This window comes from Kitasatospora sp. NPDC059408 (assembly GCF_042751525.1).
Taxonomy (GTDB): domain Bacteria; phylum Actinomycetota; class Actinomycetes; order Streptomycetales; family Streptomycetaceae; genus Kitasatospora.
In genome coordinates, this window is record NZ_JBHYWI010000009.1 from 111,640 (window position 1) to 134,274 (window position 22,635).

19 protein-coding genes are annotated in these 22,635 nt (G+C 74.2%); 8 read left to right on the plus strand and 11 right to left on the minus strand.

Annotation, left to right across the window (positions count from 1 at the left end; all coding sequences use genetic code 11):
• The first annotated feature begins 255 nt into the window (after nucleotides 1–255).
• Both ACFXDE_RS09170 and ACFXDE_RS09175 read left to right on the plus strand, forming a co-directional pair.
• Nucleotides 256–1,017 carry a phytanoyl-CoA dioxygenase family protein gene (locus ACFXDE_RS09170; protein WP_380492390.1) on the plus strand — a complete coding sequence of 254 codons (762 nt, stop codon included), beginning with the start codon at nucleotides 256–258 and terminating at the stop codon, nucleotides 1,015–1,017.
• A 75-nt stretch (nucleotides 1,018–1,092) separates the two neighbouring features.
• On the plus strand, nucleotides 1,093–1,998 hold the full coding sequence (locus tag ACFXDE_RS09175) for a hypothetical protein (RefSeq protein ID WP_380492392.1): 906 nt from the start codon (nucleotides 1,093–1,095) through the stop codon (nucleotides 1,996–1,998).
• A 30-nt stretch (nucleotides 1,999–2,028) separates the two neighbouring features.
• Here the strand turns inward: ACFXDE_RS09175 and ACFXDE_RS09180 are convergent, their stop codons facing one another.
• Nucleotides 2,029–2,247: a hypothetical protein gene (locus tag ACFXDE_RS09180; RefSeq protein WP_380492393.1), complete on the minus strand. Its 219-nt coding sequence runs from the start codon at nucleotides 2,245–2,247 to the stop codon at nucleotides 2,029–2,031.
• Nucleotides 2,248–2,467: 220 nt separating this feature from the next.
• Here ACFXDE_RS09180 and ACFXDE_RS09185 point away from each other — a divergent pair, with 220 nt between their 5' ends.
• Nucleotides 2,468–4,150, plus strand: a complete 1,683-nt coding sequence (locus ACFXDE_RS09185) for a serine/threonine-protein kinase (protein ID WP_380492395.1) — start codon at nucleotides 2,468–2,470, stop codon at nucleotides 4,148–4,150.
• 13 nt (nucleotides 4,151–4,163) lie between these two features.
• Here the strand turns inward: ACFXDE_RS09185 and ACFXDE_RS09190 are convergent, their stop codons facing one another.
• The 5 genes from ACFXDE_RS09190 to ACFXDE_RS09210 all read right to left on the minus strand — a co-directional run bounded on the left by ACFXDE_RS09190 (nucleotide 4,164) and on the right by ACFXDE_RS09210 (nucleotide 10,984).
• The gene (locus tag ACFXDE_RS09190) at nucleotides 4,164–4,733 is read right to left on the minus strand and encodes a hypothetical protein (protein WP_380492397.1); all 570 of its coding nucleotides are present in this window, start codon (nucleotides 4,731–4,733) and stop codon (nucleotides 4,164–4,166) included.
• A gap of 138 nt (nucleotides 4,734–4,871) precedes the next feature.
• Entirely contained in the window at nucleotides 4,872–5,489 is a 618-nt protein-coding gene (locus tag ACFXDE_RS09195) for a LysE family translocator (protein ID WP_380492399.1), read from the minus strand.
• The gene (locus tag ACFXDE_RS09200) at nucleotides 5,483–6,226 is read right to left on the minus strand and encodes a thioesterase II family protein (RefSeq protein WP_380492448.1); all 744 of its coding nucleotides are present in this window, start codon (nucleotides 6,224–6,226) and stop codon (nucleotides 5,483–5,485) included. The genes ACFXDE_RS09195 and ACFXDE_RS09200 overlap by 7 nt, the downstream gene beginning before the upstream one ends.
• 10 nt (nucleotides 6,227–6,236) lie before the next feature.
• A complete protein-coding gene (locus tag ACFXDE_RS09205; RefSeq protein WP_380492401.1) occupies nucleotides 6,237–6,539 on the minus strand; it encodes an acyl carrier protein in 303 nt (100 codons plus the stop codon).
• Nucleotides 6,536–10,984, minus strand: a complete 4,449-nt coding sequence (locus ACFXDE_RS09210) for an amino acid adenylation domain-containing protein (RefSeq protein ID WP_380492403.1) — start codon at nucleotides 10,982–10,984, stop codon at nucleotides 6,536–6,538. The genes ACFXDE_RS09205 and ACFXDE_RS09210 overlap by 4 nt, the downstream gene beginning before the upstream one ends.
• A gap of 514 nt (nucleotides 10,985–11,498) precedes the next feature.
• Here ACFXDE_RS09210 and ACFXDE_RS09215 point away from each other — a divergent pair.
• Together ACFXDE_RS09215 and ACFXDE_RS09220 are read left to right on the plus strand one after the other, a co-directional pair.
• Complete coding sequence (locus tag ACFXDE_RS09215) at nucleotides 11,499–14,378, plus strand: SdrD B-like domain-containing protein (protein ID WP_380492405.1); 2,880 nt, start codon at nucleotides 11,499–11,501, stop codon at nucleotides 14,376–14,378.
• Between the two features lie 92 nt (nucleotides 14,379–14,470).
• The gene (locus ACFXDE_RS09220) at nucleotides 14,471–15,232 is read left to right on the plus strand and encodes a hypothetical protein (RefSeq protein WP_380492407.1); all 762 of its coding nucleotides are present in this window, start codon (nucleotides 14,471–14,473) and stop codon (nucleotides 15,230–15,232) included.
• 179 nt (nucleotides 15,233–15,411) lie between these two features.
• On the opposite strand, the gene ACFXDE_RS09225 is transcribed toward ACFXDE_RS09220, so the two are convergent.
• A complete protein-coding gene (locus ACFXDE_RS09225) occupies nucleotides 15,412–16,734 on the minus strand; it encodes a right-handed parallel beta-helix repeat-containing protein (protein WP_380492409.1) in 1,323 nt (440 codons plus the stop codon).
• A 31-nt stretch (nucleotides 16,735–16,765) separates the two neighbouring features.
• Between ACFXDE_RS09225 and ACFXDE_RS09230 the strand changes: the two genes are divergently transcribed.
• A complete protein-coding gene (locus tag ACFXDE_RS09230) occupies nucleotides 16,766–17,968 on the plus strand; it encodes a Dyp-type peroxidase (RefSeq protein WP_380492411.1) in 1,203 nt (400 codons plus the stop codon).
• Nucleotides 17,969–17,978: 10 nt separating this feature from the next.
• Here ACFXDE_RS09230 and ACFXDE_RS09235 read toward each other — a convergent pair whose 3' ends face one another.
• Genes ACFXDE_RS09235 through ACFXDE_RS09245 form a run of 3 tightly spaced genes read right to left on the minus strand, consistent with a single transcriptional unit; the run spans nucleotide 17,979 to nucleotide 20,819 of the window.
• Nucleotides 17,979–19,091 carry a hypothetical protein gene (locus ACFXDE_RS09235; RefSeq protein WP_380492413.1) on the minus strand — a complete coding sequence of 371 codons (1,113 nt, stop codon included), beginning with the start codon at nucleotides 19,089–19,091 and terminating at the stop codon, nucleotides 17,979–17,981.
• Complete coding sequence (locus tag ACFXDE_RS09240) at nucleotides 19,084–19,803, minus strand: TIGR03943 family putative permease subunit (protein ID WP_380492415.1); 720 nt, start codon at nucleotides 19,801–19,803, stop codon at nucleotides 19,084–19,086. Before ACFXDE_RS09240 ends, ACFXDE_RS09235 begins: the two co-directional genes overlap by 8 nt.
• A complete protein-coding gene (locus ACFXDE_RS09245) occupies nucleotides 19,800–20,819 on the minus strand; it encodes a permease (protein WP_380444841.1) in 1,020 nt (339 codons plus the stop codon). The genes ACFXDE_RS09240 and ACFXDE_RS09245 overlap by 4 nt, the downstream gene beginning before the upstream one ends.
• 142 nt (nucleotides 20,820–20,961) lie before the next feature.
• Between ACFXDE_RS09245 and ACFXDE_RS09250 the strand changes: the two genes are divergently transcribed.
• Nucleotides 20,962–21,105: a hypothetical protein gene (locus ACFXDE_RS09250; RefSeq protein ID WP_380492417.1), complete on the plus strand. Its 144-nt coding sequence runs from the start codon at nucleotides 20,962–20,964 to the stop codon at nucleotides 21,103–21,105.
• A gap of 16 nt (nucleotides 21,106–21,121) precedes the next feature.
• Here the strand turns inward: ACFXDE_RS09250 and ACFXDE_RS09255 are convergent, their stop codons facing one another.
• On the minus strand, nucleotides 21,122–21,724 hold the full coding sequence (locus tag ACFXDE_RS09255) for an SRPBCC family protein (RefSeq protein WP_380492419.1): 603 nt from the start codon (nucleotides 21,722–21,724) through the stop codon (nucleotides 21,122–21,124).
• A 180-nt stretch (nucleotides 21,725–21,904) separates the two neighbouring features.
• Between ACFXDE_RS09255 and ACFXDE_RS09260 the strand changes: the two genes are divergently transcribed.
• A complete protein-coding gene (locus tag ACFXDE_RS09260; protein WP_380492421.1) occupies nucleotides 21,905–22,555 on the plus strand; it encodes a TetR/AcrR family transcriptional regulator in 651 nt (216 codons plus the stop codon).
• The last annotated feature ends 80 nt before the right edge of the window (nucleotides 22,556–22,635 follow it).

Below are 22,635 nucleotides of genomic sequence, written 5' to 3' on the forward strand. Positions count from 1 at the left end.
GGCACCGCCGCCGACGGCACGCCGAGCGGGCCCCGGCGGCCGTGGCCGGGGCGGCTCGACGACCCGAGCCGTCCGGACGGGGCCCGCCTTCGTCGCCCGGCGGAGCACCGCTGCGCGGAGTCGTCCACGGTGTCGATGTGTCCGCGTTGTCCACGTCGTCGACGTTGTCCACAGGTGCGGAAATTGATTTGCCGTCACATGGTGATTCGACAAGGCTGCGGGGCAGTTGACCTGCCGAGTCCGTGGAGTGTGCCGGTGCTGACCGAAGCCGAGATCGAGTCCTTCGTCGCGGACGGCTTCGTCCGCGTCCCGGGCGCCGTGCCCCGGGCCACGGTGGACGAGTGCCGCGCTCGGCTGTGGGCGGCGAGCGGCTGTTCGCCCGACGATCCGGGGACGTGGACGGAGCCGGTCGTGCGGATCGGCGGCATGGCCACGCCGCCGTTCCGCGAGGCGGCCAACACCCCCGCCCTGCACGAGGCGTACGACCGACTGGTGGGCGCGGGGCGCTGGACGGCGCCGCTCGGGCTGGGCACCTTCCCGATCCGCTTCCCGAGCGAGAAGGACCCGGGCGACGACGGCTGGCACCTCGACGCCGGCTGGACCGGGGACTCGGGCGAGTACCGGGTGGGCCTGCGCTCGCGCGGGCGCGCGCTGCTCATGCTCTTCCTCTTCTCCGACGTCGGCCCGGACGACGCCCCGACCCGCATCCGGATCGGCTCGCACCTCGACGTGCCGCCGCTGCTCACCGCTGCGGGGGAGGAGGGCCGGGAGTGGTTCTCGCTGTGCGGGGAGGCCGTCCCGGCGTCGGCGGGCCGTCAGGAGGTCGAGGCGACCGGCGCGGCCGGGGACGTCTACCTGTGTCACCCGTTCCTGATACACGCCGCCCAGCGGCACGGCGGGACGGTGCCGCGGTTCATCGCCCAGCCCCCGCTGGAGCCGACCGGGCTGCTCGACCTGGACGGCTCCGCTCCGTCCCCGGTCGAGCGGGCCGTGCTGGCGGGCCTGCGCAGCTCCTGAAGGGCCGACCGGTGCGGGGGCCGCTCGCCCGACCGCCTACCATCGGCGGGTTGCCGATGTGAGGACGGGGATCTGATGGGTGGTCTGGGGCGGCTGATAGGCGTGGCGGCCGAGCGGGGCGAGGCCGGGTTGCAGGCTGGCTGGCAGGCCGCGCTGCGCGGCGGCCGGTCGGTGGCGGGCGGACGGTGGGCGCTCACGGCGCTCACGTCCGTCGCGCCGCCGCCCGTGCCCGCCACCGAGCCGTGGAAGCTGTCGGTCGGCACGCTGCTCGGCCGGCACCCCCGCACCCCCGCCGCGGTGCACAAGCTGCTCGGACTCCTCGACGGCGTCGGCGCCGTGCACCTGGGGCCGGTGAAGGCCGGGTTCGACGGCGAGGAGATCGAGTGGGACAAGGTCGTGGAGGTGCAGACCCGCAACGCCTTCGAGGTGCTGACCACCACCGCCCTGGAGCAGGAGGTCGACAAGGTCCGGGAGTTCCTGCCGCCGGTACCGGGCCGCAAGTGGGCCGTCACCAAGATCGGCGAGGCGCTGGCCACGGTCGTCCTCGCGGCGCTGGAGCGCGGGTCGGTCGAGCAGCGCCTGGACGAACTGGCCGTGCCCGCGCGGATCGTGTACCGCGGCCTGCTCGGCCGACAGCGCACCGTGGACGCGGGCTGCTTCGCCGTGGCCACGCTCGTCGTGTCCGGCCAGGTCGGCGAGAGCCTCATCGCGACCGCCCGCCGCCGCGGCATCCCGGTGCGGCCCGCCGAGGAGCCCGTCAAGCCGGCCAGGGCGGCTCACGTCGCGACCCTGCGGGAGCGCACGGACGCCGTCGCGCGGCTGCTGAGCCGGATCGAGCAGCCGGGCGGCGGGGCGGAACCGGACTCGATCGAGGCTCCGGAGCCCGCGAACGCGCTGGAGGCTTCGAAGGTGTCGCTCGTCAAGGCCCCGGGCGCCCCGGACACCCCGGCCGGCGGGCCGGCTCCTGCCCCCGAGCGGTGAAGCGGTGGCGGCCGGCCACGACCGCGACGGTCAGCGGGACGGTCGCGGCAGCCGCCACCCCGAAGAGCGGCCCGAACCGCGCGTGGTCGGCCGCGCCCGGCCGAGGGTCGCGCCGAGCGCGCTGCCGATGAACAGCGCGGCGACGGAGCACGAGACCGCCGTTCCGCGCGCCTCGGGCACCACCGACGTCGCCCACGCCCGGAGCGTCGAGTGCAGGAACGCCCAGCCCGTGCCCAGCATCGTCGCCACGAGTGCATAGGCCCACGCACCGGGGGCCGGACCTGCACCTCGTCGCCGGTCATCCGGCGGACCCCTCGGCCCGGCGGGCCATGGCGGTGGCCGCGCAGGCCGCACGGGCGGCGCAGGCTGCGCGGGGGCGGGTCTGAGGGATACCGCTAAGCTCTGGGCGGCACATTCGGGGTGCCGTGGCCGGACAGCGGCGGGGCGGCGAACGGGGAGTGGTGTGACGATGCAGCCGTTGCAGGCCGGGGATCCTTCCGTCGTCGGGTCGTACCGGCTGCTCGGGCGGCTGGGCGCGGGCGGCATGGGCTGCGTCTACCTGGGGCGGACGGCCGGCGGGCGGACCGTCGCGGTCAAGGTCGTGCGGCCGGAGCTGGCGGCGGACGCCGAGTTCCGGGCCCGCTTCCGGCGTGAGGTGGCCGCGGCGCGCCGGGTCGGCGGGGCGTGGACGGCGCCGGTGCTCGACTCGGACACGGAGTCGCCGGAGCCGTGGGTCGCCACCGGGTACGTCGCCGGGCCCGCGCTGGCCGAGGCCGTGGCGCAGTTCGGGCCGCTGTCCGAGGACGGCGTGCGGGCGCTGGCCGCCGGGCTCGCCGAGGCGCTGACGGCGGTCCACGGGCTGGGGCTGATCCACCGCGACCTCAAGCCGTCGAACGTGATGCTGTCGCCGGACGGCCCGGTGCTGATCGACTTCGGGATCGCGCGGGCGATGGACAGCCTCGCCACGTCCGCGCTCACCAGCACCGGGGTCGTGGTGGGTTCGCCCGGCTACATGTCGCCGGAACAGGTGCAGGACCAGCCGCTGGGCCCGGCCTCGGACGTGTTCCAGCTCGGCGCGGTGCTGGCGTTCGCGGCCACCGGAGCGTCGCCGTTCGGCGCGGACAGCGCGGCCGCCCTGCTGTACAAGGTGGCGCACGGCGATCCCGAACTCGGCGGCCTACAGGGCGAGTTGCGAGAGGTGGCGGAGGCCTGCCTGGCCAAGGACCCGGCCGCGCGGCCGACCCCGCGGCAGGTCGCGGCCCGGCTCGCCCCGGGCGGCGCCGCCGACCTGGTCGCCGCCGGCTGGCTCGCGGCCCCGCTGATGGCCCAGATCGGCCGTCGGACGGTGGAGTTGCTCAACCTCGACGCTGCGCCGGAGCGGACGGAGGACGCACCGCAGCCCGTCCCGACCCCGACGGAGGTCTCGCAGCCTCCGACGCCGGACCCCGTGCCGGACCCGACGATGGCCCTTCGGCCACCGGCACCGGCGGACACCAGGCGGCGCACGCCGCTGCTCGCCGGGATCGCGGTCGCCGTGGCGGCCGTGGCGGCGATCACGGCGGCCGTGGTGCTGAACCCGGGCTCCGGGACGTCCGATTCGGAGCGTACGATCACCCTGCCCGGCCCGCCGACGGCCACCTCGGGGATCACCCCGGTGGTCGCCCCGAGCCCCACCGGGACCCCGCTCGGGCCGCTGCCCGCCGAGTGCCTGAACACCGACACCGGTGGGCTGGAGCGGCTCTTCGGCAAGCAGGAGCGGACTCCCCAGGGGAAGACCGACTCGTACCACCCGGGGACCGCGGACGCGTTCACCGACCAGAAGTGCACCCTGCGGCTCGGGCCCGGGGCCGGCACCTACGTCATCGTGGACACCCTGACCTTCCGCACACCCGAACAGGCCCAGCAGTTCTACGCGGACTGGGCCAAGGGCGACACCGGGACGCGGTCCGTGCCGCCGGTCGCGCTCGGCGACCGCGCCTACCAGTCGACGAAGGACGACGCCGCGGCCCACGAGCGGGACTACCGCCTGGCCACCGTGGCCGGCAGCAGGGTCGTCCGGGCGTACGTCCCGCACGGGCAGGGTTACCAGGACGACGCGGTGTCTGTCACGACCAGCGACATGGTCAAAGGCATCCTCGCGGCCGTGAAGTAGCGCTCGCCGCAGGTCAGTCCGCCAGCAGGTACGCCACCACGCTGGTCACGCCCGAGACGGCCGTCAGGGCGAGCAGCACCACCACGACCCACCCGGCGAGGCGCTCGGGGACGGCCTTGCGCCAGCGGGCCGCGTGGCGGGGCGCGATGATCCGGACGGCGTGGCCGATGCCGAGGCTGCCGCCGATGACGGTCAACAGGCCGAAGCAGGTGCCGAGGACGCGGACGCCGGCGTAGGCCACGCCCACGCGGTGGGTGGTGTCCTCGGAGGGGACGTACTGGACGGGGACGCGGGCGTGGGCCGGCAGGGAGCCGTCGTAGGACGTCGGAACGGCGGCGGCGCCCGAGTCGGGGGTGAAGGTGCCGAAGCAGGTGGTGTGGGCCTGTTTGCCGCTGCCCTCGGTGATGCAGCCCGAGACGGCCAGCAGGCCGGGCTCCCCGGCGAGCCGCAGCGGGTACCCGATGCTGAGCACGCACACGGTGGCCATCGCGGCGCCGGCCAGCATCATGACGAGCCCCGCCAGCGCGACGAGCGGCGCGACGGCCCATCGTCCCGCCCGGGTCCTGGGATCCTTCGGCTGCACCGTTCTCCCGTTCTCCACCCGAATCGATGTCGGAACCCGCCATGATGTCGGACGGCCGGGGCCGGGCGGAACCCGGCCCCGGCCGTGGTCGGAGAACCCTGTGCGGGGGTGTCCGGTCGGGACACCCCCACGGCGGTGTCACTGCATCAGTGCCAGCCGCACGCCGAAGCCGATCAGCAGCACGCCCGTGACCTGCTCGATGCGGCTGCGGACCTTCGGGCGGCGCAGGAAGGCGCCGAAGCGGTCGACGGTGACGGTGTAGAGGCCGAACCACAGCAGGTACAGCACCACGAACTCGGCCGAGAGCACCAGCGCCCGGCCCAGCGTGTGCCCGGTCGTGGGGAGGAACTGCGGCAGGAAGGTGACGAAGAACAGTGCCACCTTCGGGTTGAGCGCGTTCGACAGGAAGCCCTGCCGCACGTACATCAGCCAGGTCTTCCCGGCCGCCTCCGACGCCTCCGCGTCGGCCGTCGTCCGCGCCGACTTCCGGGCGGCGCGCAGCGTGCCGATGCCCATCCACACCAGGTACAGCGTCCCGACGGCCTTCAGCACGGTGAACGCCACGGCGGACGCGACCAGGAGCGACGACACCCCCAGTGATGCGGCCGACACGTGCACGCTGAGCCCCAGCATGCCGCCGAGCGTGGTGTACAGGCCGGCGACCCGGCCGCCGACCAGGGCGTTGCGGGTGATCAGCGCCTGGTCGGGGCCGGGGATCATGATGAGGACGAGCGCGGCGACGGCGAACGTCAGCATGCCGCCGCCGCCCGGACGTTCCGCAGGACGGCCGCGTGCTGCCGTTCGCGGAAGTAGAAGTGGCCCCCGGGGAACAGCCGGACCTGGACCGGCCCGGCGTCGGTGTGCCGCTCCCAGGCGGTGAGCTGCTCCCGGGAGATGAGGTCGCGGTCGCCACCGAGCACCGTGAACGGTACGGGCAGCGGCGGCCGTTCGTACCACCGGTAGGTCTCCAGGATCCGGTAGTCCGCCCGCAGCCCGGCCGCCGAGAGCCGCGCCAGCTCGGGGTCGGCCAGGAGCTCTTCGGGGATGCCGCCGTGCCGCTCGTTCACGGCGCCGAGCAGTTCCGTGTCGGGCAGGAGGTGGAACCCCTGCTCGTGCCGGGCCAGTTCGGGTGCCGGGTAGCCGGAGAGGATCAGCCGCTCCGGCAGTGGACGGCCCAACTCGATGAGCCGGTGGGTGAGTTCGTAGCACACGAGGGCGCCGAAGCTGTGCCCGAAGAACACGAAGGGGGTGCTGAGTGGCAGCTCCTTCGCGAGCCGGTCGACGAGGTCGGCCATCGACGTGCACGGTTCCTCGTCGAGCCGGGAGCCCCGGCCGGGCAGCTGGACGGCCAGGACGTTCAGGCCCTCCAGCTGCCGGCCCCACCGGACGTACTCGGCGGCGGAACCGCCTCCGTGCGGGAAGCAGTACAGGGTGCGCGGCCCGGACGGGCCCGGTGCCCTGATGGTCCACTGGGGGGTGTGCGGTTCCGCCATGCCGGTCACGTCACCTCACCTCGGCCGTTCCGGCGGCGACGGCGTCAACGGTGCCGGCGTCAAGGGCGTCCGCCTCGGTACCGGCCGACGCCAGGTACTCGGCCAGGCCCTCGATCGTCGGGTGCTCCAGGATCTCCTTGGGCCGCACCTGCCGGCGCAGCTTCGTCCCGAGGTCGGCCGCCAGCACCAGGGTGGTGGCCGAGTCGACGCCGAGCGCGGTCAGCGGGAGCTCGGTGCCGACCTCCTCGACCGCGATGTCCAGCAGTTCGGCGATGTAGTCGGCGAGCCACTCGACGAGCCTGTCGCGTGTCACACGTCCTCCTGGGGTGCGTCGGATGCGGGGGAAGCGGTCGCCGGCACGTCGAGCGGGTTCGCCGGGCCGAGCTGCGGTTCGAACCACGCGTCCACGTCGGCCACCGTCGAGTTCTGCAGGACGACGGCGACCGGCACCTCGACGCCGAAGGTGCGCTGCAGGGAGACGGCGATCCGGGCCGCGAGCAGCGAGTCGCCGCCCGCCTCCAGGAAGTCGTCGGCGAGGTCGATCTGGTTCACGCCGAGGATCGAGCGGTAGATCTCGACGAGCTTCGCCTGCCGGTCGGTGACCGGCGGACGCACCGGCCGTCCGCGCTGCACGCCCCGGGCGCCGGCCTTGGCGAGGACCGAGCGGTCGATCTTGCCGGTGGCGCTGAGCGGCATCCGCTCCAGCGGGCTGAGCCGCGCCGGGACCATGTGCTTGGGCAGGTGCGCGGCCGCGTGCGCGAGCAGCGCGTCGCGGTCGAAGCGCCGCTGCACCGCGGGGCCTTCGGCGGCCAGGACGTCGAAGCCGACCGCGGCCGGTCCGTCGCCGTCGCGGGTGAGCACCGCGGTGTCGCCGTAGCCGCACTCGGTGAGCAGCCCGGCCCACTGGGGGCAGTCGAGCAGCGGGTGGCCCCAGGTGCGGAACGCGGTGTCCGTCCAGCCGTCGAAGCCCTGCTGGAGGCCCATGGTGAGGTCGAACCACGGGTGCATGGCGGTCTGTTCGACCATCAGCAGCAGGCCGCCGGGGGCGAGGACGGAGCGCAGGGTGCCGAGGCTGGTGGCGATGTCCCGGGTGTCGTGCAGGACGCTGGCGGCGATCACGAGGTCGGCCGACAGGCCGTCGTGGCCCTGGAGTTCGGGCTCCTGGTCGAGGTTGAACAGCCCGTACCGGACGAACTCGTGCTCCCCGAAGTTCTCCTGGGCGCGGTCGGTGAAGTAGGTCGAGATGTCCGTGAACAGGTAGTCGGTGCGGTCGGCGGGCAGCAGCGGCAGCAGGTGCTGCGTGAGCGTGCCGTAGCCGCCGCCGACCTCGACGACGCGCAGCGGGCGGTCCGCCGGCCAGTCGGCGACGAGCCGGGCCACCGCCTCGGTGGCGACGGCGTAGGCGGGGCCGAAGAGGCGGGCGTACACCTCGGGCGTGCGGTCCGAGGCGTAGAGCTCGGCCGAGTGCAGGGACTGGGTGAGGATGGCGGCGACGTTGCCGGCCAGCGAGAGCATCCAGTCGATGAGGTCCCCGGGCACGTCCAGGGTGCCGCCGAGCGCGGCGCGGGCGGCGTCGGCGACGGTGTCGGGGACGGACTTCGGGAACTCGACGGCCACTTCGAGGCCGTCCCCGGTGGTGCGCAGGTCGCCGTGGCGCACCAGGGCGTCGGTGGCGCGGGCCAGCCAGCGTTCGTAGCGGGTGGCCACGCCGGCCGCGGTGGCGGCGGACGGGTCGAAGCGCTCGCCGGGCAGGTGCGGCAGGCCGAGGGTGCGGAAGGCGACGGCGGCGGCCGCGGCGTGCAGGTCGTCGAGCGCGGACCAGGCGCCGAGCAGGGTGTCGGCGTCGGGGCCGGGGGCGGCGAAGGTCGCGGCCGAGGCGAGGGCCGCGCGGCGGCGGTCGGCCTCGGCCGGGTCCGCCGTCTCGGTGACCAGCAGGGAGCCGTCGGTGCGGTCCGGCACGACGTAGCCGAGCAGGCGCGCGTTGGTCGGGTCGTCGGCGGACTTGACGACGACGGCGTTCTCCACGCCGGGGTGGCGCTGGAGGACGGCCTCGACCTCGCCGCACTCGATGCGGTGGCCGCCGATCTTGACCTGGCCGTCCCGGCGGCCGAGGAACTGGAGCACGCCGTCCGGCAGGTAGCGGCCGAAGTCGCCGGTGCGGTAGAGCCGTTCGCCGGTGCGCGGGTGGTGGACGAAGCTCGCTTCGGTGCGCTCGGGGTCGCGGAAGTAGCCGCGGGCGAGACCGGCGCCGGCGATGTACAGCTCGCCGGGAACCCACACCGGGCACGGCTCCATGCGCTCGTCGAGCACGTGGAAGGCCTGGTTGCGCAGCGGCTTGCCGTACGGGACGCTCGGGCAGCCCTCGGGGACCTCGTCGGCCGGGTGCCAGTTGGACCAGATGGACGCCTCGGTGGCGCCGCCGAGGCTGATCACGCGGGCCTCGGGCCACAGCGCGAGGATGCGCTCGGGCAGGTCCAGCGGGATCCAGTCGCCGCTGAGCAGGACCAGGCGCAGGCCCTCGGGGACCTCGCCGGTGAGCTCGACGTGGTCGACGAGCATCTGCATCTGGGCCGGGACGGAGTTCCACACGGTGACGCCGTGCCGGGCCATCAGCTCGGCCCAGTGGCTCGGCTCGCGGCGCTTGTCCTCGTCGGGCAGCACGAGGGCGCCGCCGGCGAGGAAGGTGCCGAAGAGGTCGTAGACCGAGAGGTCGAAGCCGAGGTCGGCGAGGCCGAACACGCGGTCCCCGGGGCCGACGCCGAAGCGCTCGTTGATGTCGGCGACGGTGTTGAGCGCGGCCCGGTGCTCGATCATGACGCCCTTGGGGCGCCCGGTCGAGCCGGAGGTGTAGAGGACGTAGGCGAGGTCCTCGGGCCGGGCGGCGTCCGCCGGGGCGGCCGGGTCGGCGGCGCCCTCGACGTCCAGCCTCGGCAGGCCCTCGGGCCAGTCCGGCGCGTCCAGGTGCGCGGCGTCCGTCACGACGGCGAGCGCCTCGCCGTCGGTCAGCAGTGCCGACCGGCGGGCGGGCGGCAGCGCGGGGCCGACGGGCAGGTAGGCGGCCGAGGCGAGCAGCACGCCGTGGGCGGCGGCGACCTGGTCCGGGCCCTTGGGCAGGGTGATGCCGACCAGGCGGTCGCGCAGACCGGTGCCGTCGGCGGTGCGGCGGACCCGCTCGGCGACGGACGCGGCCTGCGCGGCGAGGCCGCCGTAGGTGACCGTCCCGGCGCCGTGGATCACGGCGGGCCGCTCGGGGTGCTCGGCGGCGCCCTTGAGCAGGCCCTGGTGCAGCAGGCCCCCGGGCAGTTCGCCCGCGGTGTCGTTCGCGCCGTCGCGCTCGGTGGCCTGGCCGGCGGGCAGGGCGAGGGCGGGGCCGGCCGCCCAGACCGCGTCGTCCTCGGCGAGCGCGCGGACCGCCGCCGTGTAGGTCGCGAACATGTCGTCCAGGAGTCCTTCGGGGAAGAGCTCCTCGACGGCGTCCCAGGTGAGGTCCAGCGAGCCGGTGAAGTCGACCACCTGGTGGTCCAGCCACACCTGCGGGGTCTGGCTGAGCCGGTAGGTGATGTCGCCGAAGTAGGCCATCGGCCCGGAGACGTCGGCGACGGTGCCGAGGCCGCTGGTGAAGACGACCGGCATGGTCTCGAAGTTGGTCTGCAGGCCGCGCCGGCGCCGCTCGCGCAGCGCGTGCAGGGCGCTGACGTAGCGGTGGCGCAGGTCCTGCTGGAGCTGGGTCTGGGTGCGGGCGACGCGGTCCTCGAAGGGGAGGTCGCCGGTGGTGTCCATCTCCAGGAGGCAGATCGAGGTGAAGTCGCCGATCAGGTTCTGCAGGTGGGGGTGGACGGTGCGGTGGCCCTTCGCGTTCTCGGCGAGGAGCAGCGGCAGGCGGTTGAAGAGCGTGAGGTTCAGTGCGAACTTCGGCGTGCCGCTCCACATCCGCAGGGTCTCGGCGAAGACCGTCGCCAGTACGGCGGTCGGGGTGAGGCCGGCCTCCTCCGAGCGCTCCTGGAAGCGCTGCCACAGCTGCGGCGGGAGGTGGTACTCGCGGTGCGTGAAGCGCGGCTTGGGTATGCGCGCCGGGGGCTTGGCCAGCGGCAGCTCCGGCGGCGGGGCGAGCTCCTCGGCGCGGGAGACCCAGTACTCCATCGAGCGCTTGTGCCGCGGCGACTGGGTGCCGTTCTCCAGCGCGAGCACGTAGTCGCGGAAGGAGACGTCGACCGGCGGGAGTTCGGCCCGCTCGTCGCGGCAGAGCGCGCTCCACTCGCTGAACAGCCCGGCGATGCTGGCCAGGTCGACCATGAGCAGGTCGAGGCTCACGTGCAGCCGGTCGTGCTCGGGCAGGCGGGTCAGCCGGATGTCGAACAGCGGCCACACGGAGGGGTCGTAGACCCGCTCCGACAGGTCCAGGCGGACCTCGGCGAGCCGGGCCTGCGCCTCCTCCGCGGGCACCTGGGACAGGTCCTCGAAGGCGATCTCGAACGGCGGGGCCTCGGCGAGGATCTGCTGCTCGCCGCCCTCGTGGACGACCGCCCGCAGCATGCCGTGGCGCTCCAGCAGGCGGCGCCAGGTGCGGTTCAGCAGGTCCGGGTCGAGCCGGCGGCCCTCCAGCTCGAAGTAGGCGTGGGGCGCGACGTTGCCGAGGACGAAATTGGGCCCGCGCCCGACCCAGTACGCGTACTGGATCTCGGTCAGCGGGAATGGTTCATTGGCTTCGGGTGACTCGCCGGGACAACAGCCACCGTCGGTGTTCTGTCCGCTCCCCATCTGGCTTCTCCCATTCCTGGTGCTATCGAGCGCAAACGTGCGGGATCCCGGTGAGGACGTGATCTCGCTGCGGGGGTGATCTCGGTGCGGGCGTCCGGCCGCCGGTGCGGCTCGGGAAGATGTGGCTCCGGTGGAGGAGCGCTGTCAGTGAAACCGCCGTCCCGGAGGGGTGTCAAGATCTTCCCGGTCGTCGCACCAGCCACTTTGCAAACATCTGACACTAGGTCAACTCTGCCCGGTTTGTCGCATATTGTGGAAGCTTTGGCGGTCTCAAAGAAGCGCTTGGAGTCGCCATTCGGCGTGTGTGAACAAGCGCTGGGGGAGATGTGTCCATTCGCGGAAGTGTTCGACGGCGGCTCCGGGCTTTGTCTGATGAGCCGTCAAAGTTCCCGTTCTTCATCCTGATTGCGTCAAGCCGCTTTAAGCTCCCGTTAAGGATGGCGGTTTCCCGCCACCCCGTGAACTCTCCAACGAGCAAGGGCCGCAGCGCCCTTCTGGACGATGAGAGCAGGGGATGACGACGACAGACGAAGAGCCCAACGGCACCGCGCGCGGACCGGGCCGGGGCCGCGCGCGCAGATCCGCCCGCCGCGCGGCGGGCAGCGTCGCGGTGCTCGCCGTCGGGGTGGGCGGCTGCTCGCTGCTGGCGGCCCCGGCCGCGTTCCCGCAGACGGGCGACGGGTCCGTGACGGTCCGGGTGGTCCGGGCCGTGGACACGAGCGGCGTGTACAAGTCCGCGCTGGAGCCGGGCATCGCGGGCGTGAAGGTGACGCTGACGGACGACTCCGGTGTCGGCGTCGAGGGCACCACCGCGGCCAACGGCATGGTGACGCTCGCGCCGGCCACGAGCAAGGCGACCGGCGGCAAGTACCGCGTGCAGGTGGTGAATCCGAAGCCGGGCGTGCTGTTCCCGGCCTTCGCCTCCCGCCAGGGGCTGGACGGCGCGCCCGGCCGGTTGAGCAGCAACGAGGAGTTCGTCGACCTCTCCGGCGGCAGGAACGTGTCCTACACCACCGGGCTGTGGAACCCGGGTGACTACTGCCAGAAGAACGCGCCGCTGGTGACGACGTGCCAGCCCATGGCCCGCGAGGGCGGCGCACAGCGCACGCTGGTCTCCTTCCCGTACAGCGCGCGCGGCCAGGACGGCGAGGGCGTGAACGCCACGACCATCGCCACCAACGCCGAGACCGGCACGCTGTTCGGCATCGCGTGGAACAAGGCCGACCGGCGGGTGTTCTCCTCGGCGGTCGCCAAGCGCACCACCGGGTACGGCCCGGGCGGCGCGGGCGCGATCTACGTCACCGACCTCGCGCAGAGGACGACGACGCTGTTCACCACCGTCCCGGACGCCGGCACGAGCGTCCACGGCGGGGGTACGGACGACGCCTTCGTCGACGCGCCGGGCAAGGAGAGCCTCGGCGGCATCAAGATCACCGACGACGGCAAGGACCTGTTCGTCGTCAACCTCGACGACCGCAAGCTGTACCGCTACGACGCCACCGTCCCGAGCGCCGGGGCGCCGTCGGCCGCCTACCCGATCCCCGACCCGGGCTGCCCGGCGGCGGGGGACTGGCGCCCGTTCGGCCTCGGCCTGCAGGACGGCACCGGCTACCTCGGCGGGGTGTGCTCCGGCGAGTCCACCGGGAAGCTCACCGACGTGCGCGCGGTGGTCCTGCCGTTCGACCTCGTCACCGGGGCGTTCGGCAAGCCGGTGCTGGACCAGCCGCTGGACTACCCGCGCAAGTCCACCGTGGGCTCGGGCCCCTGCGACGGCGCGGGCTGGTTCCCGTGGACGAGCACCTACCCGACGGCGCAGAACGGCCGTCCGTGCGGTCTCGGCACCATGGCCAACCCCGAGCCGGAGCTGGGCGAGATCGGCTTCGAGACCGACGGGTCGATGCTGCTGGCCTTCCGCGACCGCTTCGCCGACCGCGCGCCGGGCGCGGTCGGGCCGGGCGCCCCCGCCCGCGTCATGTCCGGCGGCGACCTGAACAAGGCCTGTCCGGTGCACGGCACCTACGTGCTGGACACCAACGGCGGCTGCGGCCTCGCCCCCCGGGGCAACCGGTTCTTCGACACCGCCTGGGCCGGGGTGGGCCACCACAACACGGCGTTCGCCGGCATGGCGCTCTCCAAGGTCGAGGACACCATCGCGGTCTCCGCCTTCGACCCCAACCACACCGCCCTCGGGTACGGCACGTCGTTCCTCCAGAGGGCGGACGGCAAGCAGGACCCTCAGCTCGGCTTCCGGCTCAACCCGGCCAGGGACAACGCGCCGTTCGGCAAGGGCGCCTCCATGGGCGACCTGGAGGTCCTGTGCGACCGGGCGCCGCTGCAGATCGGCAACCGGGTCTGGTACGACCCCGAGCGCAAGGGCATCCAGAACCCGGGTCAGCGCCCGGTCCCGGGCGCCACCGTCAACCTCTACGACGAGTCGGGCAAGGTCGTCGGCTCCACGAGGACGACGACGCGGGGCGAGTACTACTTCGACGACTCCGACGTCACCGGCGGCCTCAAACCCCGGACGAAGTACACGATCCGGATCGACAACCCGGCGGACTACGCCAAGGGCGGCCCCCTCTACCAGTGGGTGCCCACCGCCGCCGACGTCGGGGACAACCACTTCATCGACTCCAAGGGCGTCGTCCCGGCCGGGGCGAGGTTCCCCGAACGGTCGCTGACCACCGGCGGACCGGGCGAGAACGACCACACGTACGACTTCGGCTACCGGCAGCAGGAGGGCGTCCTGCGGGTCGTCAAGAACGACCAGGACGGCAAACCGCTGGCCGGGGCCACGTTCCGCCTCTGGAAGGAGAGCAACGGCACGGACGGCCTCCAGACCGCCGGGGACAAGCCGGACACGCCCGTCGGTGAGCCCTGCACCACCGGGGCGGACGGCGTGTGCCAGGGCAGCGGCACACCCGGGACGTACTACTGGCAGGAGGTGAGCCCGCCGGACGGCTACTCCGCGCCGGACCCGTCGGTGTCCGCACCGCTCGTGCTGACCGCGGACAACCTCGACGCCGGGGTCTCGGTGACGATGGTCAACCGGCTCATCCCGACGCCCACCCCGACGCCCACCCCGACGCCCACGCCCACACCCACGCCCACACCCACATCCACGCCGACGCCGACGCCGACTCCGGTGCCGACCGGTACGCCGTCGCCGTCCTCGCCGCCGGCGCAGACCGGCCCGGCCGTGCCCGGTAGCCCCGGCAACCCCGGTAACCCGGACTATCCGCTGCCGCCGGCCGCACCCCGCCCGGTGCCCGGCACGTTGCCCGGCACCGGCGCGAGCGGGGCGCTCCTGCCGGCCGTGGCCGGTGCGGTGGTGCTCACCGCCCTCGGCGCGGCGCTGCTCGTGCTGACCCGCCGGCGCAGGTCCAGGCGCTGACGGTCCGGAAGGGCTCGGTCGGGCGGGTCTCCCGGAGGTGTCCGGGAGACCCGCCCGACGGGCGTGACTCACCTGAGGGAGAAAGCAGCCGCATGCCCCGCAAACCACGCCGCTTCCGGCTCGGAGCACTCGTCGCCGTCGTCGTGTGCGCCCTGGCCGCCGGCGGTTTCGTCGCCTATCGGACGGTCTCCGGCGGGACGGCCGAGCGGCCGGTCACCACGGACGAGGCGTCCAGGCTCGCCCTGTCGCGACTGAACCTCTACCAGGCCAGTCCGGTCGGCGTGGTCCTCACCGCGGCCGAGGGCGGGGGAGTGGAGATCCGCGTCGAGGGCGTCGTCGACTACCGGACCCGCCGGGGAGTCGGCCGCTACACGACCACCGGGCCCGGCGCGCAGCCGGACCGCGGCCTCATCGTCTGGGACACCGGTGGCCTCGGCCTCGCCCCCGAACCCACCGGCGACAAGGGCGAGTTCTGGGATCAGGCCGAACACGTCCCCCGCTCCGGCTGGTCGCCGCGCACCTACACGGCGGACCCGCTGGACTCCGGCCTCCAGCTGATGGTCCAGCTCGGCGCGGACCGGCCCGACAACCCGCTCCTGCTCGCCCAGTCCGGCGCCCGTTGGCTCGGCCCGGACCGCATCGACGGCCGCGGCTACGACCGCTTCGCCGGCCCCCGCGCCCAGGGCGCCGCCCCCGACGGCGGCCGCTCGCCCCTCACGTACTGGGTCGACGGCGACGGCACGCTGCGCCGCGTGACGATGCGGCTGCCGGGGCTCGGCACGCCGACCGCCGTGGAGTTCAGGGGGCGCGACGGCGGGGCGAAGCTCCCCGAAGCGCCGTGGCTCACCGGCTGACGCACGCCCCGGTGCCCGGCTCGTCGGGGCCGCACGCCCGCACGCCGTGACCGAGGACCTCCGACTCGCCGTTCCTGCCGAGGAGGTGCAGCTCAGGACGAACATGCGGATCTACGGCGTGCACGGGCTGCCCGTCACCCGGACGGCGACGGCGTGGCGGCTATGGCGTGTCTTTCGGATCAACTCGGCTGCGGCGGAACGGCGGTGACGTCGGTCGGCAGCGGGTACGTGTCCGCGTCCACCGCGCCCGGCAGGCCGGTGGCCGGGCGGCCGGGCGCGGACGGGTCCGGCAGCGACGGCTGCGCGGGCGGCGCGGCGACCTGGCTGAACGGAATGCCGGGCGGCGCCTGGACCGGGGCCGCCCGCCCGCCGGGCACCGGCCCGCGGCCCTGGGCACCGCACGCCGCCAGGCCCTCCAGCCCGTCCGGGCTCTGGACGGCGGGCTGGTTGCCGCCGAAGCAGTTGCCCGGGTCGGCCGAGGCCAGGACGAGGTCGGCGCCGTTTCCGTCGGTGCGGTTGCCCTCGACGCGGTTGCCGCTCGCCGGGTGCCCGGCCGGGTCGGTGATGATCACGCCGGCCGCGCGGTTGCCCCGGACGAGGTTGCGCCGAACCAGGTTGGCCGTCCCGCCGCCGATGCCGATACCGATGCCGAAGCCTCCGTCCGCCTGTTCGGGGGTGTCGGAGGCGTTGTTGTCGGCGACGACGTTCCCGGCGATCACCGCGCCGTGCTGCGGGGCGAGCGCCTCCAGGTCGTTGGAGTTGACGGTGACGCCGACCCGGTTGCCGACGACGCGGTTGCCCAGCACCGACAGCCCGTCCGAGGCGTTCGTCAGCTCGATGCCGACGGCGTTGCGCTCCACCGTGTTGCCGCGCACCAGCGTGTCGCACGGCTTGCACTGCCCGACGTAGATGCCCGAGTCGGCCTGCCCGGAGGCGTACGAGTCCTCGATCACGCCGCCGCGCGCGTCGAACGCGTAGATGCCGTACAGCCCGTTGCCGTACGCCGTCACCCGGCTCGCGCGGAAGCCCTGGACGACCGGGAAGCGGGCGGTGTCCAGGGGGTCGTACGCGGAGCCGCCGGCGCCGCGCTGCTGCAGCTTCTCGTCGGTGACGCCCGTGAACAGCACGCCGTTGGCGAGGTAGCCGTGGACGGTGAGGTTCTCGACCACCGAGCCGGGCCCGGTCACGGTGACGCCGTTGACCAGCTTGAGGCCGCCGTCGAGGACGACGCCGTTGCGGTCGGTGCCCCGGAGGGTCAGGCGCGCCTTGGTGACGCGGACGCTCTCGCGGTAGACGCCGGGGGAGACGAGGACGGTCTCGCCGTCGCGGGCCACGTCGACGGCCTTCTGGACGGTGGGGAAGTCCTGCGGCACCCGCAGCACGCTCCCGGCCGGATGCTTCGCGGCGTCGGAGCCGGAGCCTGCGGAGGAACACCCGGCGGACGCCAGCGCGGTGGCTGCCAGCAGCGCGGCGAACACACGTCCCGAGGAGAGGAGTTGCATAGTCAGTGTTCTATCGTCTCCAATAGCGCGCATGCCCACCGAACCGGAAAACGCGCAGCAACCGGACCGCGATGCCGCCCCCGGGTTCGGCCGGCGCAGGGCGCTGTTCGCGGCCGGTGCGGTGCTCGCCGCCGGTGTCGGAGCGGCGGCCGGTCAACTGGCGGGCGGCGGGGCCGAGTCGGGTCGCCCGGTGGCACGCCCGCCCGCTCCGACGCCCTTCCACGGCGTCCGGCAAGCAGGATTGACGTTCCCTCAGCAGGAGGCGACCCAACTCCTCGCCTTCGACCTGCCCCAGAACTCCCCGGCCGCCGACCGGGAGGCCCTGCGCGCCCTCCTCGCCGAGCTGACCCGCGTCCTCTCCGGGGCCGTCTCCGACCTGCCGCCCGACCCGCGCCTGGACCGCGGCGCCGGGAGCCGACTCACGTCACTGGTGGGCGTGGGCCCCGCGATCGCGTCCCAGCTGGGCCTCGAAGTCCCGCCCGCCCTCGGGGAGTTGCCGCCCTTCCCCGGAGACCACCTGGACCCGGCGCGCAGCGGCGGCGACCTGCTCCTGCAACTGTGCGCCGACGACCGCTGGACCCTGGCCGTCGCCGCCGAACTCGTCGCCGCGGCCACCCACGCCGCCGGCGCCACGCCCCGCTGGTCGCAGTCCGGATTCCTGCCGCCCACACCCTCCGGCGTCACCCCGCGCAACCTCTTCGGCTTCAAGGACGGCACGGCCAACCCCGACGACGAGACCGCCCGCCAGTGGGTCTGGGGCCCACCCGGCCCGCACGAGAACGGCACCGTCCTCGTCTACCGCCGCATCCGCATGGACACCGCCGCCTTCGCCGCGCTCCCCGCGGAGCGCCGCGACCAGGCGATGGGCCGCCGCGCGACCGACGGCGCCCCGCTCACCGGCACCACCGAGCACGAGGACCCGGACATCTACGCCAAGAACCCCGACGGCTCCTACGTCATCCCCGCCACCGCCCACGTCCGCCTCTCCAGCCCCCGCCTCGACGGCGGCGCCCGCATGCTGCGCCGCGGTTACAGCTACGACGACGGCCCCACCGACCGCGGCCTGCTCTTCTGCGCCTTCATGCGCGACCCCGCCCAGTTCACCCGTGTCCAGACCCGCCTCGCCGCGCGCGACGCCCTCAACCCGTTCCTGGACCACACGGCCTCCGCCGTCGCCTACGTCCTGCCCGGCGCCCGGGAGGGCTCCGTGCTCGGGGAGCACCTCTGGGCGTGAGCCCTGTGCGCTAACGTCCCGCCACGGCGGCCGGGTCGGGTGCGTCCGTCGGCGCGAGGGTGCGGAGGCGGGCGAGGACGACCGGGTCCTGGGCGTCGAGCCAGTCGGCGAGCTGCCGGAAGGACACGCAGCGGACGCCGTCGCGGTGGCACAGGTCCTTCATCGCCGCCTCGGCGGCCTGGAGCCCGGCGTCGTTCCCGGAGCCCAGGTCGGTGTCGAGGACGAGCGGTGCGCGGCTGCCCCGGTAGGTGCGGTCGAAGGCGCTGCGGTACGCCTCCGGCGTCCGGTCCGTGGCGAGCAGCGGGAATTCCCAGATCCCGTCCGTCCGCGCCGGCCAGCGCGCGGTGTCCTCCCGCGAGCCCACGTCGTAGCGCCAGCCGGCGTCCTGCTCGGCGGGAAGCAGGTTCTCCCGGCCCTCCAGGCACGGTGCCCGGCCGCCGACGAGCTCCGTCTGGTAGTCGAACGGCAGCGGGGGCAGGTCGGCGAAGCCCGTCCCGGTCTTCCAGAAGTTCACCATCGAGTAGCCCTGGCCGATCTCGCTCCGCCAGTCGGCCGTCGACCAGTCCCGGCCGCCCTTCGGCCCGCAGAACTGTCCGATGAAGCCGTCGGCGATCTCGTCGCCGTCCAGCCACGCGCGGCCGACCTGCTGGAGCGTCGCCCGTACCTCCCCGTCGGCCGGGAGGGGGACGGCGGCGGCGCCGACCTCGTGTTGCGGCGGCTGGTACTGCCAGCGGACGGAGGCGGGGAGCAGGTCCACGCCACGGAGGAAGAACGTGACGTCGGCGCCGTTCGCCCTGGCCGCTCCGCGGGCGCGGGAGAAGAGGTGGCCGTCGCCCTCGGCGGGGGAGTCGAAGGAGAAGACGACGAACTGCGGCGGCCGCTCACCCGGTCCGAGTCGGACGGGAGTCGGCTGCCCGGGCTGCGGGCCGGTGTCGGAGGTCGAGCCGTCGCCGAGCACGGTGACGGCCGGCGCGTCCGCTGCGGGTGGTGCGGCCTGCCCGCCGTGGCGGTCCGGGACGGACGGCATGAAGGCGAGCGCGGCGACGACGCCGAGCGCGAGCACGGCCGCCGCACCGCGCCGGGGCTGCACGCGTGCCGCCGGTTCCGACGGGTGCTCACTCATACGGGTCTCCCGGCTCGGCGATGCGGCGGACGCGGTCCGCGGCGAGGGCGGGCACGGCACCGCTCCGCCCGTCCGGCTGCCACGTGCCCGTCACCTCGACCCACGTCCCCTCGGGCGGTGCGTCGACGTCGTGGACCTCGACCTTGCTGGTCTGCGCGTCGGCGGCGCAGCAGGTGATGGTCAGCCGGGTGAGGTACCAACTCCCGCCGCCGGGGCCGGGCGTGGCGAATCCGGTGAGCCGGACCTGCCGTCCCTTGAGCGAACCGCTGGTGTCCCAGACGGCGCGGGCGTCGAAGTCGGCGAGCCGCAGGGCGACCGGCCCGTTCGCGGGCAGCGGCCCGAATCCGCCTGCGGGGTCGGCGGGCTTGGCGGCGGTGCTGTCCGAGTGCTGCGCGGTGAAGGCTCCCAGTGCCCGGGGCTGGAGCAGGTAGATCGCGAGGACGGGCAGGAGCAGCAGCCACGCGGTGCGGGGAGCGCCGTGGCCGTGGTCGTGCCCGTCCTCGGCCCGGGTGCGCCGGCCGGGGTGCAGCAACTCCTGTGCGGCGACGGCCGCACCGACCAGCCCGACCACGACGAGCAGCAGGCCGCTCGCGATCAGGTACGGCCGCAGCTCCTTGCGCACGTACCGCAGGTACAGCTCGCTGAAGAGCGAGATGTGCAGCACCGCCGCCCCGAGCAGGACGTGCAGCAGCGCCCGGACTTCGCGCCTCACAGGAGCCACCACCCGGTCAGGGACGCCGCGGTGACGGCGACGACGAACGTGGCGGCGCAGAACCGCCACGCGAAGGCCCGGCCGAAGGTGCCGGCCTGGAGGGCGATGAGCTTGGCGTCGACCATCGGCCCGACGACCATGAACGCGAGCTTGGCGGTGGTGGAGAAGCCGGTGAGTCCGGCGGCGACGAAGGCGTCCGCCTCCGAGCAGACGGCGAGCAGCACGGCCAGCACGGCGAGTACGAGGACGGAGACGCCGGGCAGTCCGGCCAGGTCGCCGAGCAGGCCGCGCGGCACGGCGACGTTGAGGGTGGCCGCGGTCATCCCGCCGATCACCAGGAAACCGCCGGCGTGCAGGAAGTCGTGCTCCAGTGAGGCCCGGAAGGCGGGCAGGCCGGTCGGGCCGCCGGGCGCCGGCTTCGGCCGCAGCCACTCCGGGCGGCCGAACCGCGACCAGAGCAGCCCCATCGCCACGGCGGTGGCCAGCGAGGCCAGGAAGCGCGCGGCCACGAGCTCGGGCTGCCCCCGGAAGGCGACGGCGGTCGCCACGAGCACGACCGGGTTGACGGCCGGCGAGGAGAGCAGGAACGCCAGCGCCGCCGCCGGAGCCACCCCACGGGCGATCAGCCGCCCGGCCACCGGCACCGACGCGCACTCGCAGCCGGGCAGCACGACCCCGGCCGCGCCCGCGATCGGCACGGCGAGCAACGGGTTGCGCGGCAACGCCCGTTCGAGCCACCGGGCCGGGACGAACGCGGCGATCGCGGCCGACAGCACCACGCCGAGCAGCAGGAACGGCAGCGCCTGTACGCAGACGGCGACGAACACGGCCCCCCACGCCTCCAGCCACGCCGGCCCCGTCCGGTCACCGAGGACCTGCCGCCCGACGAGCACGGCGAGCATGCCGACGACGAGCAGTCCGAGCGAGCCGATCCGACGGCCGCGTTCGCCGGGTGCTTCTTCCTCGACCGGCCGCGGCCGGTGCGGCCGGGCCTCGACGGCGATCTCGTCAGCCATGGGCGGCCGGACGCTCCTTCGCTCACAACGCACGGGTACGACCGCCCTCCACGGCGCGGCCGCGGTGAGTCTAGTGCGCGTACCCGGGAGGTCCTTCCCGCCCCACGCTCCCGCGCGGTACCCCCGGAGGAGGCCGGTCAGGATGTCGGCGAGCCGCGGTGCGACGTCGATCACGGCGTGGGCGAGCTCGTACTGGCAGGAGTTCAGCGCCCGCGACCGCGGCGAGTCGACGCCGCTGTGGGACGCGCTGATGCCCCGGCCCGAGGCGGCGGACGAGGCCGCGTAGCCCGGACCGGGGGTGCTCAGTCGTCCTGCGCCTCGGCCGCGGCCTTGAGGTCGTGCAGCCAGGCGTCGAGCCCGGCCCGGAGGATCGCCGTCGCGGCGGGCACGTCGGCGTCGACCTGGGTGCCGGTGTGGGTCTCCTCCGTGCTCACGAGGACCCCGCCGTCGACCTCCGCGACGTTCCACACGTGCACGCCGTCGATCCGCAGCCCGTCGGCGACGGCGGGCCCGGTCCAGCGGATGCAGGCGCCGGGCCGGATCTGCCGGACGGTCGACGTGATGTCCAGGCTGGTCGCGGTGGTCGCGGGGTTCGGCGGGATCGGCGTCGTCCAGTGGAACGCCGACCCGCGCCGCAGCACCCCGCCGTCGAGCCGCTCCGCCGAACCGACGGCCGCCTGCCAGGAGGGCCAGCCCTCGACGTCGGTCTGCAGCCGCCAGACGGTGCCGAGCGAAGCGTGCACGACGGTCGAGGCCCGGTAGCGGACGGCGGCCCCCGGGTCGACGCCCTCTCCGCGACACGTCAGCGAACTCCGGGCGGAGTCGGCAGAGGCGGGCGAGGCGACGACGCCGAGGAGGCTCGCGGCAACGGCGGCGCCGGCCAGGGCGGTGCGAAGGCTGGGCATGGTGCTCCTCCAACGATTGGGTGAGTGGCCATCGTGAGAGGCATAGCCACTCGCTGTCGTTATAAGTTCTAACTCTCGGCGGGCGACAGGTCAAGGGATCCCGTGGCGCCTGCCGACGCACAGTGGTCGTGATAGCTTCTAGCGAAACCTTCAGTGTGTAGCGACGGGAGTGGGGCGGCCATGGCGACGACCGGTGCGGACACCCCGCGGGAGCGGTACCGGGCGCAGGTGCGGGCGGAGGTCAAGCAGCACGCCTGGGAGCAGATCGCCACGGCCGGGGCCTCGGCGCTCTCGCTCAACGCGATCGCCAAGCGGATGGGCGTGAGCGGGCCGGCGCTCTACCGGTACTTCGCCAGCCGGGACGACCTCATCACCGAGCTCGTCCGGGACGCCTACCGCGGACTCGCCGACACCCTCGGTGCGGCCGCCGCCGCGGGTGCCGACCTGCCGGGGCTGGCGCACGTGCTGCGCGCGTGGGCGCTGGAGGATCCGCACCGGTACTTCCTCATCTACGGCACCCCCGTCCCCGGCTACCACGCACCCGACGACACCACCGCCGTCTCGGGCGAGATCATGGCGGTCCTCCTCGACGCCTGGACGGCCTTCGCGCCGGAGGGGCCCGCGACGGCGTTCGACGCCCACCTCGCCGACCACCGCACCTGGGACGGCGGGCACCCGGCCCCGCCCGAGGTGCTGCACCGGGCGCTGTCCTTCTGGACCCGCCTGCACGGCGTCCTGTCCCTGGAGCTCGCCGGGCACTTCACCGGGATGGGCTTCGATCCCGCGCTGCTCTTCGCCGCCGAGCTGGACGACCTGCTGGGCCGCTCCTGATCCGCTCTTGATCCGCTCCTGATCCACCGTCAAGTCGGAAACAAATCGGATGAGTTCGACCCCCGTCGGCCGTAGGCTCG